We start from the raw sequence: 16879 nt of genomic DNA, 5'->3' as shown, positions 1-16879 counted from the left end.
TTAGGTAGAGAGTTAAAGTAGATTAATAGTTTGTACCTTTTTCAATATAGAACCTCATTTAGACATGTTTCGGTGAACCGGATCATAAGTAAGTGCGGTTTTTGAAAAGAACCACCTAGAACGTTGGAGTGTCAGCGTTTTAGGTGGTTTTCATTTATCCAAATTCAATAATGTCAGTTTTAATAAATGAGGGTAGTAACTTTTGTACATCTTCTAATGTTGAAAAGCGATTTTCGTTTGAAAAAATATCTGTACCTTTGAAGTCATGACTAAATAAAAAAGCAGTTGTTGGTTCGTTAAAATGAATGCAAATAGTCTCCTCTATCGAAGCATCTATCCCATCTGTACGTTTCGCGTCCCAAATTCTGCTTTCTACCATAAAAGTGCTTTTTCGATTTGACCAAATAGAGCTCATATTATAATTATGCTGCCAAATCATGATAGGAATTAGGCGCATTAGTTCTTGATGATTTATGACAGTAATCATTAAATAAGTGCTCTTTTTTGATTGATAAAATACTTCAAATGGTAGCTGTGCATCATGTAATTCTTGTTTTAACTCTTCAATAATATTTCTATCACTCTGCTCGAATAAATAATAAAGTGGAAATGTGGCTAAGCTTTCTGTAAATAGAGCAAGTTGTTCGTCTGTATAGTCTGGAAAATACATTTCGCCAATATTAATGGCGTATTGAATGCCTTCATTTATAAAAAAGTAATAGCCTCCAGTTGTAGGTGCATTTTCATAATACTTTTTGGGTAAAAAGCCAATCTCTAAATTCATTACAATCACATCCTTAGATTACAGTATAAATCTGATTGGAAAAAACCGCATTTATACATATTATGTAGAACCGTATCAAAAATAAGTGCGGTTTTTAGAGGAGTATCATTCACGAATGATGCTCTTTAATTTTGTTTTAGAACCATTTTCAAAAATAAATTCCTATTACTGTCAATGAACTGTGACCTACTTTGTTGAAAAAACTATTTGAAGCAGCTAATTTATCTTTAAATAGATTAGCTATTAACCTACATTAAATGTGGATTGTTCTTCTTGGTTAGCCTTAATAGGCTTTCCGTCCTCATAAACTCTTTCTTACTCTTTCTATAAAATAAAGAGGGTAGAATCCGATATTATTTTTGAACAGCTCTTATTAGAGGTATTAATAATATGATTTTGAAGGAGAGAACGATGTTTAAAAGATTTAATATTGTTTTAATAGCTTTCATTACAACGACTTTTTTGTTTACATCTCATAATACTGCTAGTGCAAACGACACTATTAAAGTATTTGTAAACACTAAAGAAGTAGTATTGGATCAAAAACCTATAATAACAAATGATCGAACACTTGTACCACTTCGGTTTGTATCTGAATATTTAGGGAATGGTGTGAAATGGGATTCGAAAAAGAAAGTAGTCACTATTGTTTACTCTATCGAAAACACTAACTACACTGTTGTTTTACCAATTGGTCAAAAAACGGCAACTATAACTTCAAGTTCTTATTTGAATAACCATGGTGTAGAAGAAGTAGAACATATTCAATCAGATGCACCTAGTCAGATTATTAATGGAAGAACTGTAGTCCCTTTAAGATTTATTGGGGAATTGCTTGGAATAGATGTCCGTTGGGATTATCAAAATACAGATATATATATTTCTAGTATAGGTGTGAACTTGATCCCATCTGATTTTGAAAAGGATGTTTATGATAAAGAATTGCGTAAGGTGAGAGATTTTGGTAAACCTACAGTCAATTATGAAAAATTTCTAGCTCTTGATGCTGATCATTTTAACTCAATCGATCTGGATTATCTTTTTGCTAAAAAGCCTAGTGTTGACATATTTGGGGCTCCAGAATCATTCCGTGATGGCATCAATGAAATTATAATATCAGGGCCCATTAAAACAAATTATTTAAATATGATGATCTATAAAGGAAAGGATCTACCGATTTTAAGTTACCCAGATGTTACAGCCGAAAGTACGGCTACTATTATAGAAGGCATGACCTATGATGAAGTAGTCAATATATTTGGTGGTCCTGGAGTATTATCAGGTAAAGGTACTCTTCGAGAGGAATACAAATGGGTATCGTCCACAGAGAAGGGCGAAGCATATTTCACATTTGTTAAAAAGAACAATTCTCTTTATGTTACGCCATCTCCATTCAGATCATATTCTTGGGAAAAATTTTATTGAGTTTGACAATTTATTGAGTTTCCTCTAAAACAAAAAGGAGTCGACCTATATCATCTGCGGTCGTCTCCGTTGGCTGGGACTTAGAACTCTTATAACAAGCGAAGCTATGACGCTAGGATTAGGGGGGCTAACTATGATTCTTGGTCTGGATAATTCAAAAGGAGAAAGCCAAGTTCAAGCATTCTTAGATAAAGGCAAACCATTTCGTAAAAGTTTTAAGCAGGAAACAGGAGAAGGTACATACTGTTCGGACAAGGATTAAAGGTCCATTTTGCATTAGACAAAACAATACTGGAGAGTGTACTGTACGTTTATTCCTATTAGAAAACCGTTCGTTTTATAAAGACCTATATTTGAATAACATCAAAAGCAAGGAGGCAAGCTCCTCAGCCACCACAAGCGATTTTGTTCGAGCTTGCTCAGGGACAAGGCGTTGGAATCTGGAAAAAGAATCACTTGTAGAAAGTAATCCTCATGCAATAGATTTTATTATTTCTTAAAGCATTAAAAAAGCGTAAAAGCTTATGCCCTTACGCTTTTTGTATAAATTATTATTTACTTTCTTTTGTTGATGTATCTGCATCTTTAGTCGTTGTATTTGTTTCAGTTGGTGTTTCAGCAGCAGCAAAAAACTCATCTAACGCTGTTTTTATATCTTCATCTTTAATCTTGATATCAGCATCTTTCATCATTTTCGCTACTTTTGTTAATAGCGTTGAAGGTTCCGCTTTTGCTAGCTTTAATTGCTTTTCAAGCTCGGCTTTTTTATCTTCGTATGATTCTTTAATCTCACGCTTGTCCGTCACTTCGATGATATGATAGCCAAAGCTAGATTTAATTGGATCGCTGATAACATTTTTTTTCAATGCGAAAGCACCTTCTAAAAACTGTTGATCCATATTAGTTGCTTTGTTAAACCAACCTAAATCCCCACCAGTTGTTTGTGCTGCTTGTTCAATAGAATACTCTTTTGCAACTTCTGCAAAATCTTTTCCAGATACAAGTGCTGCTTTCACCTTTTTAGCAGTCTCTTCATTTTCTACTACTATATGACGTGCTTGGATTTCATTTTTAATATTTTCGTATTTAGCTTTAATATCATCTTCTGTTACTTCCACATCTTCAACTAACGCCTTTTCTTTTAACAAGTTAAGTTCTAGGAGTTTTTTGTACGAAGATTCTGTATCTCCTTGTTGTGCAATGAGGGTTTCGAAATTATCGCCATATTGCTTTTTGTCAGCTTCTAATTGAGCGTTTACTTCATCTTCTGTCACTTCATATTTCGCTGATAGTACTTTTTTAATCATTAGAAATTGAAATGCTTGATTTCCCGAAGATGCTTTCATTTCTTCATATAAATCATTTTGAGTGATATCTCCAACTTTAGAAGTAGCGATTACTTTGTCATTAGTTGCTGAATCATAACTACAAGCGCCTAATGCAAGAACTGATGCTGCAAGTGTGAATGTTAATACTGTTTTTTTCATGGAATTCTCTCCTAACTTCTTGTTGTTGCAGTTGTATAACAAAAACCTAGCTAATAATACTTCAGGACAACCGTTTAAAATTACCAATCATTATACGATTTTCCATCCAAAAAGGTTTCTTACAAAAGATATTTTAAGGTTATTTTAAGATTAGGGGATAGGGAAAGTTCAAAAGTTTAATAGCAGAGGAATCTTGATGAATGGGATACTAAGACTGGATGGCAACACATTGACAAAAAGGCATGTGTCAGGGACTGATGCTACTAAAGGAACAGCACTATTTCCATCTCTAATTATTCCAGTGAAGTGAATCCTACAATTAACATCGAGACAGATACAATATGTTTCTAGTGTTCTCGTCTGTTTATTGACATGATGGGGATTTTATTTTGTTCGATGCCTACAATTGATTAAAATTGTAGGCATTTATTTATTTGATTTTCTACATAATGAACTGACTTGTTGTCTATTGTAAATCATATGCCAAAAGTAAAAAAATTAATCAAAACAATGCCAAGATTTATAGGCAAATTCAATTGAAATCAATATAACAATTTTAAATACATTGGGTATTAAAACCAAGTTGCTTGAGAGGGTTGCTATTACTGTGTTGGCAAATATACCGTTAAGAAATTGGCGAAGATATACTTAAAATCACAAAATTTTATATAATTCCATGCTACTTGTAATCGTTCATTAGTCCTTCATCCATTATAACTTCTACCATATTTGAAGACCCCATCTTAAGTTTAGGTCTACGCTTTGAGCTCGGTGTACTATAAAGCTCCACCAAAAAATTACTTAAAAGCATCAAAAAAGTGAACAGCAATCGGAATAGGTCTCCCAATACCATCATACAAATAATTTATAAAATAATAGCATGGAGATGAATAAATATTAGTATAATGTTCTATTTATGTATTTTTATGCTATAATACAACTATAAACGGACGTATGAAACATATTCTATTGCATGAAAGAAGTGTTGATTTGAGTTTATATGTAGCGTATGTGTTGATAGGACTTGCGATTGCCATGCCTGTTGGAGCCATTACAGTAGAAATGACAAAGCAAGGACTAAAAAATGGGTTTATGCACGGTTGGGTTGTCGGACTTGGTGGTATGACAATTGATATTGTCTTGGTTTTTGCATTATATATGGGACTAGCTACCATTTTAGCAATGCCTATCATTCAAATCCCTATGTGGATTATAGGGGCTGGATTTTTATTCCTTTTAGGACTGGATTCTATCAAAAATGCTGATCATGATATTACGCTTGCAGGTGAGAAAGTGACAAAATCATTTTTTACTTCTTATCGTAATGGTTTACTAGTTGCAATTTCGCCTGGAAATCTAGTATTCTGGGTAAATGTTTTTGGTGTTGTACTAGCTAAATCATATGGGCAAGGGGAGTCATCGAACTTTCTAGTGATTGCTGCAGGTGTTTTAAGTGGCATATTGTTACATGATATAAGCTTGATGGCCATTGTTTCGGTTACCAGAAAAGCGATGAGTCGTAAAGTTATTAAATCGCTTACAATGGTAGCGGGCGTATTACTAATTGGATTTGCTGGATATTTTATTTATGAATTTATACAAGCTATAAAGAGCTATATATGAGAAAAGTGCGATCCCAAAAGATCGCGCTTTTTATTTGTGCGCCCGGCATGCATATGAACTATAGGGTGTAAGTCCCGAACCCCGAAGACAGAAGTAGAGGTTAGCCAAGAGCAAGGGTGTCCGTGGCGACGCGGAATCTGAAGGAAGCTGGAGGCAAAACACCGGTCCGAGGAACACGAACCACATAGAAGGCTAGGTATGATTGGATGAGTTTGCATATCAAAATAAAGTCCTTTCTGTCGAAGGTCATATCGAGTAAATGAGGCGGATAGATGGTGTGAAAGTGCATGTGCTTACCCGGGGAGGTCTGATGGAAACGTGAAGTACCCTTCATAAATTACTTGGTGACAAGTAGCTGAACCATCAGAAGTCAGCAGAGGTCATAGTACGATTGGGTCTAGAACTAATCGGAAGGACTGAACAACTAAGAGAGAATAGCCCTTGGCATTCCATCTTGAATGAATAAACACAGAAAACAGAGAAACCTCACGCTTAGAAAGTAATGGTGAAGTCCATGAGGGTATTTGCGGAGGGTGCAGTTCAGGTGGGCATAAGAAGACAAGCTATTCACGGAAAGGAACGAAATGGTGATGTTGAATCAAATTCTAGCACGTCCGAATATGATACAAGCATTAAAGCGAGTGGAAGCGAATAAAGGAAGCCAGGGAGTAGACATGATGCCCGTACAAACCTTACGTCAGCACATCCTCGAAAACTGGGAATCCATTAAAGCACAAATTCTAGTGGGAACCTATGAACCGCAACCAGTACTTCGTGTCGAAATCCCGAAACCAGACGGCGGTGTGCGTCTATTAGGAATCCCAACCGTGACAGACCGTTTGATTCAACAAGCCGTTTTTTATGAGCGAAAGGTATGGAGAGAGCTATTAGTCATTTGGGAAACTATTTTGTCACATCAATGCTAACAGAAGAAATACTGGATCCAGCAATTATTGTCCAGCATGAACGAGCGAAGGATATGCTTGATTATTTACATACTCATTATCAGGAAAAGATATCTTTAGAAAGTTTAGCTGCACATGTTTTTTTAAGTCGTGCAGAATGTAGTCGCTTTTTCAAAAAAATGATCGGCATGACACCATTCACATATTTACTACACTATCGTCTTCGTAAAAGTATGGAGTTATTACGTGATAGTGAGCAATCCATCACTACAATTGCTACAACTTCAGGCTTCAGTACAGTAAGTTACTATATTGAAAAATTAAAAAAATATACAGGATACTCCCACATGTTTATCGTAAACAGTTTTTTGATAAAGGATAGAATTGAAGTGGAACAGAATCGAACATTCGCTATTGCAATGAATCGCTTGATCTTAGCGATTATTGGAATAGACCGTGCTGTTTATCGTTGGGCCTATTGACAATAATAACTATATAAAATAAAGTAAAGTTAATAGTAAAGATACCTTTACTATTAACTTTACTTAAAGGAATGAATGAGTTATGGCAAAGGATGAAGAATTTATTTATAAGCTTGTGGAGGAGATAAATGAAGCTATTTATTCGATGGATAGTCATTTCATAAAGCTACATCAAAATCTAATCAGTGATGAACTTTCTCCTAAACAAATAATTTTATTAGACTTTATTAACAAAAATAGGCTAGTGACGATAGGGCAAATTGCGAGTTATATGAATATAACTTCTAGTGCGGTCGGACAGCTAGTTAGTAAACTTGAGGAACAGCACTATGTATCCCGGAGCATTAATCCGGAAAATAGACGTGAAATATTTGTGAGTCTTGAGATGTCAGGCATTAAGTATTTTGAAAGAGAGGAAGAAATAAAACGATTTATTATCTCGAGATATTATTCAAAGCTTGAGTTAAGTGAGATTGTGCAATTAAAAGAGGTTGTTCAGAAGTTAAACCAAATTGTATTAAAGGAAGGAATAATACATGAAATAAATGATAAGGGAGAGATTTAACATGATTGCATTAAAGAAAAAGCAAAATATATTTCTAGCATTTTTGTTAGTCGTACTTGCCAGTAATTTTGCGCTTTATAACACTGGGCTCGGCGCATCCATTTTACCACCTGAAACAAATGGTGTTGTTATGGGCTCATTAATTGATTTTGTCCTTATTATGCCTGCTTTATTTCTGCTTTATAAACGAAAGTTTTCTATAAAACAAGCAGTGCTTTTAGCAGCATCTGGTTGTATTGCAGCCCGTTTTATTATTCCAATAGAACATCTACAGCCATTTGTTGCGGTGACTTGGGCTGGGTTTGCGATTGAAGGTACGATTATTCTATTAGAAATTTTAATCATTGCAACGCTTGTTCGCTATATGCCGAGAATTTTAGCGGATGTACGTTCAACTACTTTACCAGATTTGTTCTCATTTCCCAAAGCAGTTGAAAAACATGCACCGAAGCATCCTATTATCCAAGTGTTTTGCGCAGATTTTGTAGTATTTTACTACGCTTTTGCAAGTTGGAAGAGAAAAGAGCAACCTGGTTTAACCTTGCAGAAAAATTCGAGCTACATTGCCTTTATCATCATGCTTATCCATGGAATCGCCATTGAAACAATAGGGATTCATTGGTGGCTACATGAAAAATCACTTGTTCTTTCTATTCTATTGCTTATTTTAAATGTATACTCTGTACTATTTTTTGTAGCGGATATGCAGGCTATTCGTTTAAATCCTGTTTATGTAACATCTGATAAACTGTATTTGTCATTAGGATTGATGAAACGAGCAGAAATTCGCTTCGATCAGATTGAAGAGCTTGTTGAGGATAAGGAGCAGTTGGAACGAAAATTAGCTAAAGATACAATTGATTTTATAGCACGTGATTTTGAAGCGGTATATCCACAGTTTATATTGAAAATGAAGGAGCCTGTGGAAGTGACTTTTATGCTGGGGATTAAAAAACGTTATAACAAAGTAGCCATTAAAGCTGACCAAGCACAGGAATTTAGAAAAATGCTTCTACAAGGAATGGAAGATAATAGATAATAAACAACAGGTGCTAGCAAACTAAGCTGGCACCTGTTTAATTTGGACAATCAAAAAATAGGGGAAATTATTTGTTAAAACACATACCATTTATATAAAAGTCAGGACGGAAATCAACCTCACGTTTTGAGCCCTAAATTACAAAAATAATAATAAAAATAATAAGAATACACAATAACGGCAGATCGACAAATCCTTTAAGTAATCGCCTGCTAGCTGCATGAATTTGTTCATTGGATACTTGAAAGATTGACCAAATTTTGTGCTCTAAAATTTGCTGGATTATCGATTGCATCAATGACCGTATAGTAAAATAAAGAATTCCAAGCATAATTATTTTCGCCCATGTTGGCACAATAATGATGAGCCCAATACCACTCAATAAAAAGCGAAGATAGCCAAAGAGATATTGTTTTTGGCGAAGCATCGTTTTGCATACTAATTCCTCTATTAAATAATCGGAACGTCGAAACATACGCTTAGAATTTTTCCATAGTAGGCGAGGCTTTTTTAATTTCGGTACTAGCTGACTTCGAAGCTCAGGAGCAATTTGGAATAAAAGACTTTGCCATTTATAAAATGCTACTTGATCGAGCTCCACCTGTTGATCAAAAAACTTAGTGCTAAAGACATAATGTTTATTATAATAGCTTGTGCAATAAACAAGAAGAATTAGATAAATAAGTGAAGTAATAATAATTGGTACATACAAAAAGCAAACTGTACCTAGAATGCACATAAAAATGTTGCTTACTAGTTGCTGCCATTTACGAAGTTTTAATTGAAAAAGTAACTTCATAAAATTAGTCGTAAATAGTAGCAATAGTAAAGAAAGCAATTCCAATATCGTTATATGGTGAATGATTATAAAGATGGGCGCTAATAAAGCAAGGCCAGTACCTAGTAAAATTAGGTGCTTACTTAACGACCAATGAAGGCCAGCTCGTTTTAAGCGTATCATTTGTTTTCGGTTTTGGATTAAAAAAAGACGATCGGCTCGTTGCAAATAAGTACGAATAGTTCCGATACGTGTAATAATAAATAACAGTACGATAAACAAAACTAGCGGTATATGTACGATCCAAGATGTACTTATATTTAAGATAAAGTCTTTATAAAGGAAAAAGCAAATGACTAGAGCAGGCACAACAACATATAAGGCGACTGTCCAATCGATAACGCTTGCCAGTATCTTAACATTTTGGGAGCGCTCTAATTTTCTTCGGTGCTGCAATATATTAGTCATGGCGATTTTCCTCAAGCAATGTGTCGAAAATATCAAGAAGAGACGCTTCGTCCTGTTTCACCGTTAAACGTAATGATGCAAGTGTACCTTGCTGTAAAATTCGCCCGTGATCAATCAAGATGAAACGATCGCATATTTTCTCTGCTGTATCGAGTGCATGTGTACTCATTAAAATGGCGGCTCCTTGCGCTTTTAATTCTTCTAAAATCGTTAAGAGCTTACGCATTGCCTGTGGATCTAAACCCATAAATGGTTCATCTAAAATATAGGTAGAATGCTTATCAAGAAATGCTAAAATAAGCATCACTTTTTGCTGCATCCCTTTAGAAAACGTTGTTGGATAATCGTGTAGCTTATGGTCCAAATGGAAAATTTCTAGTAAATCTTTCGCGCGATTTGTCAAAGAATCTTCTTTACCAGTAACACGCAAATAAAAATCTATATGCTCCCACAATGTAAAATACTCATACAAAATTGGTCTTTCAGGTACGTAGCCGTAAGTTTCTATTGTTATTTGACCATCCACTATTGGCAGTACACCCATTATTGCTTGCAATGTTGTACTCTTTCCTGCCCCATTGGAACCGATTAATCCAACGAGCTCACCACTATTTACTTGAAATTGAATGTTTGAAATAATGGCTTCATCTTCTACATAGCCACCTTTATGTATGTTAATATCTATTGTCATTCACTTCCTCTCTTTGTTTATTTACGAACGAAAGAGGTAAATGTTTCAATTTTTTACATATTTCTTCTTTGGGAATATAACATATGAGATGCTAGTTGCGGCATCAACCGCAAGTACAATACCTCAATATTTCATTATTTGAAATAGGGGAGAGGTATCAGAATTTGAACCAACGAAAAGAGACTTGGCATACAATAATCCAACACCAATTATAAAGGCACCAATATGCTGACTAAGCATTTTCATTTCATGCTTACCTTTTTTTACTCCAGTTAATGGCTCATTTTTTTGACCAGATTTTAAAAACCATTTTTGAAATTTTTCATCGGCCCATGTAATCATTGTTTTACCAAAAGCTATAGAGACACTAATATAAATCGCCGCTATTCCGTGAGATATAGATGCAGGAGTACCAGCTTTTAAATCCATAGCAGTAAGGATAACAAGTAACAAATCAATAACAGGTGTTAGTGCAAAAAAAAAATGCTCAGTTTCGGCATTTTAAAAACATATCTGCAAATAAGCCCAATAATAATAACAATCCAAAAGGCAATTTCCGCCGTAATAATCCATGCAATCATAAAAAACTCCAAACTTATTCAACATATTTTTGTTGAAAAATACCACACATTCTTAATTAATACAAACTTATTAATGCCGAAATTAGTGAACAATGGGGAAAGAAAGGTGACTATTGCAAGTGGAGACTATTTAAATGCGTTTTTCGATGGTCTTTAGCTTCATGGCGTAATGGACTTTGTACCGATGGTTAAGGGGAAAATCCTAGAAAAGGAATTAGAGCAAATTATGAAAGAATAGTCCCTTGCAATTGCTCACCTACTTAATCTAGGTGGGCAATTGCATTTATAACGTCCTCACTCACTGCATCCCAAAAATGTTGCTGCACAACATCACAATACATATATAGGTCTTTATGTTGGACATGCTCATATAGCTCGGAAATTGCTTCTTTATGAAAAAGAAGTCGATGATTTAATGCCTCCCGTTCTTCCTCAATACAAAAGGATTTATACACATCTGCGAGACGTTCGAGCTTTGCTAACTTTTGTTTAGTTTCCTCGTATTGTGTTTGATGAAAGCGTCCTACTGCTGTAGTCATCGAGATCTTTGCTCGATGCTCGTTATTTAATGTGCGCAATTCTTCCTGACGAATAGCTACTCGATACCAAAACTCATAGCGAATAGGTAAGTCTTTTAGCTCGTATGTGAGCAAGGATTTTAAAATAAAACTAACTTGCTCAAAAGTATCTACAATCTTCTCTGACTCTTTAAAAATACCAAACATACAGCCACCCCCGTTTTGTTTAATACTACGAACGAAGAGTAAAACCCTTTAAATTTTTGATAATATTCGGAAAAGTCAACGAAGCAAAAAAATACCCCAAAGAATATTAGAAATCTAGCTATAATACAAGCTCGAATTGTTGAAAAAACAAATAGAAATTCACATTCTCTCAGATGGTGCATGGAGTGTAAGTGAGTAGGGGAACGAAGCTAAGGGCATCACGTCCTGTGAAATGCTTAGTGACCAACATCTTTTTGTGGCTGACGCTTCGCTTTCGTACAGGAAACATATTGTGGCTGACGCTTCGCTTTCGCACAGGAAACATATTGTGGCTGACGCTTCGCTTTCGCACAGAAAACATATGTTTCCCAAAGCGACATTTCGGACTCCTCAAAAAAAGCGCCCGAAACAGAAAGTAATTCCACGTTATGGTGATGCGCCTTCTAATTAATAAAAACAGACAAAATGATTAATTGACCATCTACAAAAATATATATTCATTCGCACTAGTTTTTACCTAGGTTAGAATCTAGTGTTTTTTATTGAAGAAAAAAAGTTGTTGAGTTATCACAAAATTCCCTATTTTTCGTAAAGAAATAGACTGTTTTTGAGAAATAGCATTTACAAAATAAAATTAAATGTGTTAACTTAAAATTTGTAAACAGTTAACTTAAAAAGAGGGGGTAGGTTAACGATGCAACATTTTTGGGTTGTAGGGACAGATACAGACGTCGGTAAAACGATTGTCACTACATTGCTAATGCGTCAATTACAAATGCATGATCTACAAGTCACGCCTTATAAGCCTGTGCAAACTGGAGAAATTTGTGAGAATGGGTATTGTTATTACTACGATACAGCAATGTATGAAAAGTATTCATTACAAAGCCTAAAGCAAGAAAATTTAAATGGTTATTCGTTTAAGGAAGCTGCATCACCACATTTTGCTGCACAGCTGGAGGGTCAGCAAATTAATGTGGAGTATTTATTACAGCAAATTCAGTTGTTACAGCAAGCATACGATGTTGTGATTTGTGAGGGAGCAGGGGGACTTTTTGTTCCGATAGATACATATGGAGAACAGACACTGCTTGATGTCATCGTTCGAAGTAAGCTTCCAGTCGTTCTTGTCACACGAACAACACTTGGAACAATTAACCACACATTGCTTACTCTTGAGGCATTACGTGCTCGTAATATTGATGTTCTTGGCCTTGTATTTAATGGAGATACAGGCAGTCAGATGGAACAAGATAATGTAAAAATGATTCTACAACGTCATGATTTGCCGTATGCGACGATTCCAAAGCTTCGGGATATTTCACAGATTGTTGACTTCTCTATTTCACACACATCTTTGTTTGAAAGGTTGGTCAAATATGAAACAATCTTTAACTGAATTGCAGACGAGAGATTTACAGCATGTTTGGCATCCTTGCTCACAAATGAAGGACTATGAGCAATATCCGCCTATTGTTATTAAAAAAGGACAAGGTGTATGGCTGTACGATGAACATAATAATCGCTATTTAGACGCCGTATCTTCCTGGTGGGTAAATTTATTTGGACATGCGAATCCACGGATAAGTCAAGCATTAAGCGATCAAGCTTTTACATTGGAGCATACGATCTTTGCGAATTTTTCACATGAACCTGCCATTAAGGTGGCAGAAAAATTAGTTACCTTAACGCCAGACGGTTTAAATAAAGTATTTTTTGCAGACAACGGCTCGTCGGCGATAGAAGTAGCACTCAAAATGAGTTTTCAATATCATATGCAGACGGGAAAAACAATGAAAAAACGCTTTTTAGCTTTAACGGATGCTTATCATGGTGAAACACTTGGTGCCTTATCTGTTGGTGGGGTAGGGCTATATAACGAAGTGTATCAGCCACTATTATTGGATACTGTACGTGCACAAGGACCAGATTGCTTCCGATGTCCTTTTCAAGAGAATCCAGGAAGCTGTCAAGCCCAATGTATACAATTCGTTGAAGACGAGCTTCGTCAGCATCATGAAGAAATTACAGCTGTTATTATTGAGCCACTCATTCAAGCAGCTGCTGGCATGAAAATGTATCCTCCAATATATTTGAAGCGCTTACGAGAACTTTGTACAAAATATGATGTTCATTTTATCGCAGATGAAATTGCAGTAGGTTTCGGACGAACAGGTACATTGTTTGCTTGTGAACAAGCAGGGATTGTTCCAGATTTTATGTGTCTATCAAAAGGTATAACGGGTGGTTATTTGCCACTATCCGCAGTTTTGACGAATGATGATGTATACAACGCTTTTTATGATGATTACGGTACAATGAAAGCTTTTTTACACTCTCATAGCTATTCCGGTAATACACTTGCTTGTCGTGTAGCCCTTGAAGTTTTGACGATATTTGAAGAAGAGCAAGTGATCGACATGATAAAAAACAAAGGTGAACGTATGCGAAAGCTTGCTAAGCAGGCATTTGAAGAGTTGCCGTTTGTTGGTGAATATCGGCAGGTTGGACTGGTTGGCGCTATTGAATTAGTGGCCAATCGTGAAACAAAGGAGCCACTTCCAAGTGAGGAACGTATCGGTTATCAACTATCTAAACGAGCATTAGCAAAAGGCTTACTCATTCGTCCTCTTGGCAATATATTATATTTCATGCCTCCATACATTATATCTGATGACGAAATGGATTTTATGATTGATACAACAAAAGAGACGATCATGCAATTTTTTGAGGAGCGGGAGGGAGTAAGTTGTTCAAACGACAATCAACACTGTCACTTGTGATGATTGCGATGTTTGCCGCTTTAACCGCAATCGGGGCATTTATTAAAATACCGCTACCAGTAGTGCCCTTTACATTACAAATTGTTTTTGTTTTTTTAGCAGGTAGCTTGCTCGGTAGTCGTAATGGATTACAAAGTCAGCTCGTCTATATAGGGGTTGGTTTAGTTGGTTTGCCAGTTTTTACACAAGGTGGGGGGATCACCTATGTATTGCAACCGACATTTGGCTTCCTGATTGGCTTTGCACTGGCCGCATTAGTCATTGGTTTCATGATTGAAAGAGTGGATACGCCAACAAAAAAACATTTTATCGGTGCAAATATTGTCGGGCTTATTATTATTTATGGGGTAGCGGTTCCGTATTTATATGTAGCATTGAATTTCTGGTTACATGTGAAAACGAGCTGGTCACATATTTTCGTAGTTGGTTTTTTAAACAGCATTGTGGCTGATTTTTGCTTAGCGATAGCTTCTGCATTTTTGGCCGAGCGTCTTTACAAAGTTTTTCATTCAGCAAGAACAATAACTTCTTTCAGTTGAAGTATCCCACCTATACAGATGTGAGAAGAATGCATATTTAAATTGTTTTTTTAGCGGTTGATCACACATCAGCTGAAAAAGAGGAACTCAGGCTAAGAGCTTCACATCCTGTGAAAACGCCTGAGTGACCAACATCGTGTTGGCCTATAGTCTCCGGAGGGTGTCAGGGAATCGGAAAGGAGTTCTGTGCTTGCACAAAGCCGATTCCAGACGCAATTATGCCGAGGAATAATTGATAAATTATCAAGTAGAGAGGGAGAATGTCTAGATGAATTGGTTACAGTTAGCAGAGGAAGTTATTGCAGGGAAAATCCTTAGTAATGAGGAGGCTCTTGCCATTTTACATAGTGAAGATGATGAGCTCTTGAAGGTGATGGATGGTGCCTTTGCTATTCGTAAGCACTACTATGGAAAAAAAGTAAAATTAAATATGATTATGAATGCTAAGAGCGGTTATTGCCCAGAGGATTGTGGCTATTGTTCTCAGTCATCTAAATCTACAGCACCGATTGAAAAATATCCTTTCATTACGAAAGAGGAAATTTTAGCGGGGGCTAAACGTGCATTTGACAATAAAATCGGTACTTATTGCATCGTGGCAAGTGGTCGTGGGCCGACTCGGAAAGATGTCAATGTAGTTAGCGAAGCCGTTACAGAAATTAAAGAGAAGTATGGCTTAAAAGTTTGTGCTTGTCTTGGCTTATTAAAAGAAGAACAAGCACAGCAATTAAAAGAAGCGGGGGTGGATCGTTACAACCATAACTTAAATACATCTGAACGACATCACTCTTATATTACTACGTCCCATACGTATGAAGATCGTGTAAATACGGTTGAAATTGCGAAAAAGCATGGAATCTCACCTTGCTCAGGGGCCATTATTGGTATGAAGGAAACAAAAGAGGATGTCGTGAATATTGCGCGTGCACTTCATCAATTAGACGCGGATTCCATTCCGGTCAACTTCTTAAATGCGATTGATGGCACGAAACTAGAAGGGACAAAAGAATTAAATCCACGTTATTGCTTAAAAGTTTTAGCGTTGTTCCGTTATATGAATCCAACAAAGGAAATTCGCATTTCTGGTGGACGAGAAATCAATCTTGGGTCACTTCAGCCACTAGGCTTATATGCAGCAAACAGTATCTTTGTAGGGGATTACTTAACAACTGAAGGACAAGAAGCAAACAGTGATTACCGTATGCTTGAGGATTTAGGCTTTGAAATTGAATTATCAGAGAAGCAAGAAGCAGCATTCTGCTAAGTAAAACTTATCTACGCATTAACGGGCAGTAATGAACTGCCCGTAAAAGCCCGATTGGTGAAGACTAATAATCAGTGCGGGATAAGAAACCCCGCTGATAAAAGATTCACTTTATGAAATAAAATCTACTACTACTACTTAATTATCATCGAATTTGGAAAGCCGTATGTGCGTCGTGGAAAAGGCGTACATACGGCTTTTTGTATTGAATGTAGGAATGAGGCGAAGCGGTATGAAGATTGTTTTTATGCCTTGGAAAATCAAGTTTTCACAAATTGTTCAATGAAAGCGTTTTGAAATTGAACAGTTTGTGAAGGGCTTCACATAAAGCTTTAATTTTATAAAAAATCGGCGTAAAATAAGAATCGAGTAAGGAATTGTTATAAAACAGTTGGATAAAGTATCACGGTTTTCGGTGGTTGTTATATTACAAAAACAAATTGGAAGGGAGCTTTTATGATGTGGGTTATTACAGTATTTGATAAAAAGGATGTTCGAATTTTTGAATATGCAAATAAAGATGAGGCAACACAGGCTTTAGAGAAATTTAAGAAACATGCCGTTTTAACGTATACAAAATAATTGCAGAACTGAACGAAGCAACCCTTTTCGACGCTATAGCGCACGAAGAGGGTTGCTTTTTATTCTGTTAATGAACGAGATTGAAAGCTGTATACTAATAAAAGAGCCATCATGATATTAAATATTTGACGATACTGTAGTAAAATTTTTTGAAAAGC

Annotated in this window: 18 protein-coding genes and 1 pseudogene; 12 read left to right on the top strand and 7 right to left on the bottom strand. The window is 35.9% G+C overall.

Annotation, left to right across the window (positions count from 1 at the left end):
• Positions 1–154 precede the first annotated feature (154 nt).
• Complete coding sequence (locus tag ABNX05_RS15505; RefSeq protein WP_349660547.1) at positions 155–784, bottom strand: hypothetical protein; 630 nt, start codon at positions 782–784, stop codon at positions 155–157.
• A gap of 411 nt (positions 785–1195) precedes the next feature.
• Between ABNX05_RS15505 and ABNX05_RS15500 the strand changes: the two genes are divergently transcribed.
• Both ABNX05_RS15500 and ABNX05_RS15495 read left to right on the top strand, forming a co-directional pair.
• Entirely contained in the window at positions 1196–2209 is a 1014-nt protein-coding gene (locus ABNX05_RS15500; RefSeq protein ID WP_349660546.1) for a copper amine oxidase N-terminal domain-containing protein, read from the top strand.
• 133 nt (positions 2210–2342) lie between these two features.
• Positions 2343–2471, top strand: a complete 129-nt coding sequence (locus ABNX05_RS15495) for a hypothetical protein (RefSeq protein WP_349660607.1) — start codon at positions 2343–2345, stop codon at positions 2469–2471.
• 289 nt (positions 2472–2760) lie between these two features.
• On the opposite strand, the gene ABNX05_RS15490 is transcribed toward ABNX05_RS15495, so the two are convergent.
• Positions 2761–3696, bottom strand: a complete 936-nt coding sequence (locus ABNX05_RS15490) for a peptidylprolyl isomerase (RefSeq protein ID WP_349660545.1) — start codon at positions 3694–3696, stop codon at positions 2761–2763.
• A 990-nt stretch (positions 3697–4686) separates the two neighbouring features.
• Here ABNX05_RS15490 and ABNX05_RS15485 point away from each other — a divergent pair.
• From ABNX05_RS15485 to ABNX05_RS15465, 5 genes and pseudogenes are all read left to right on the top strand, one after another.
• Positions 4687–5319: a LysE family transporter gene (locus tag ABNX05_RS15485; RefSeq protein ID WP_349660544.1), complete on the top strand. Its 633-nt coding sequence runs from the start codon at positions 4687–4689 to the stop codon at positions 5317–5319.
• Between the two features lie 587 nt (positions 5320–5906).
• Positions 5907–6176: pseudogene (locus tag ABNX05_RS15480) on the top strand (group II intron reverse transcriptase/maturase); the annotation flags it as partial.
• Between the two features lie 17 nt (positions 6177–6193).
• Positions 6194–6706, top strand: a complete 513-nt coding sequence (locus ABNX05_RS15475; protein ID WP_349660543.1) for a helix-turn-helix transcriptional regulator — start codon at positions 6194–6196, stop codon at positions 6704–6706.
• Between the two features lie 82 nt (positions 6707–6788).
• On the top strand, positions 6789–7271 hold the full coding sequence (locus tag ABNX05_RS15470) for a MarR family winged helix-turn-helix transcriptional regulator (RefSeq protein ID WP_349660542.1): 483 nt from the start codon (positions 6789–6791) through the stop codon (positions 7269–7271).
• Between the two features lies 1 nt (position 7272).
• Positions 7273–8310, top strand: a complete 1038-nt coding sequence (locus tag ABNX05_RS15465) for a beta-carotene 15,15'-monooxygenase (RefSeq protein ID WP_349660541.1) — start codon at positions 7273–7275, stop codon at positions 8308–8310.
• Positions 8311–8443: 133 nt separating this feature from the next.
• Here ABNX05_RS15465 and ABNX05_RS15460 read toward each other — a convergent pair whose 3' ends face one another.
• From ABNX05_RS15460 to ABNX05_RS15440, 5 genes are all read right to left on the bottom strand, one after another.
• Positions 8444–9556: an ABC transporter permease gene (locus ABNX05_RS15460; RefSeq protein ID WP_349660540.1), complete on the bottom strand. Its 1113-nt coding sequence runs from the start codon at positions 9554–9556 to the stop codon at positions 8444–8446.
• On the bottom strand, positions 9549–10247 hold the full coding sequence (locus ABNX05_RS15455) for an ABC transporter ATP-binding protein (protein ID WP_349660539.1): 699 nt from the start codon (positions 10245–10247) through the stop codon (positions 9549–9551). The genes ABNX05_RS15460 and ABNX05_RS15455 overlap by 8 nt, the downstream gene beginning before the upstream one ends.
• Positions 10248–10370: 123 nt before the next feature.
• Entirely contained in the window at positions 10371–10676 is a 306-nt protein-coding gene (locus ABNX05_RS15450) for a hypothetical protein (RefSeq protein WP_349660538.1), read from the bottom strand.
• A gap of 412 nt (positions 10677–11088) precedes the next feature.
• On the bottom strand, positions 11089–11553 hold the full coding sequence (locus ABNX05_RS15445; RefSeq protein ID WP_349660537.1) for a hypothetical protein: 465 nt from the start codon (positions 11551–11553) through the stop codon (positions 11089–11091).
• A gap of 236 nt (positions 11554–11789) precedes the next feature.
• Positions 11790–11933, bottom strand: a complete 144-nt coding sequence (locus tag ABNX05_RS15440; protein WP_349660536.1) for a hypothetical protein — start codon at positions 11931–11933, stop codon at positions 11790–11792.
• Between the two features lie 314 nt (positions 11934–12247).
• Between ABNX05_RS15440 and bioD the strand changes: the two genes are divergently transcribed.
• The 5 genes from bioD (at position 12248) to ABNX05_RS15415 (ending at position 16721) form a co-directional block, all read left to right on the top strand.
• Entirely contained in the window at positions 12248–12952 is a 705-nt protein-coding gene (gene bioD, locus ABNX05_RS15435; protein ID WP_349660535.1) for a dethiobiotin synthase, read from the top strand.
• On the top strand, positions 12933–14336 hold the full coding sequence (bioA, locus tag ABNX05_RS15430) for an adenosylmethionine--8-amino-7-oxononanoate transaminase (protein WP_349660534.1): 1404 nt from the start codon (positions 12933–12935) through the stop codon (positions 14334–14336). Before bioD ends, bioA begins: the two co-directional genes overlap by 20 nt.
• Positions 14303–14875, top strand: coding sequence for a biotin transporter BioY (locus ABNX05_RS15425; protein WP_349660533.1), 573 nt, complete (start codon positions 14303–14305; stop codon positions 14873–14875). Before bioA ends, ABNX05_RS15425 begins: the two co-directional genes overlap by 34 nt.
• A gap of 268 nt (positions 14876–15143) precedes the next feature.
• Entirely contained in the window at positions 15144–16139 is a 996-nt protein-coding gene (gene bioB, locus ABNX05_RS15420) for a biotin synthase BioB (protein ID WP_349660532.1), read from the top strand.
• Positions 16140–16595: 456 nt separating this feature from the next.
• On the top strand, positions 16596–16721 hold the full coding sequence (locus ABNX05_RS15415; protein ID WP_349660606.1) for a hypothetical protein: 126 nt from the start codon (positions 16596–16598) through the stop codon (positions 16719–16721).
• Positions 16722–16879 lie beyond the last annotated feature (158 nt).

The organism is Lysinibacillus zambalensis, from assembly GCF_040183165.1.
Classification (GTDB): Bacteria; Bacillota; Bacilli; order Bacillales_A; family Planococcaceae; genus Lysinibacillus; species Lysinibacillus zambalensis.
This window is presented reverse-complemented; position numbering and strand designations above follow the sequence as displayed.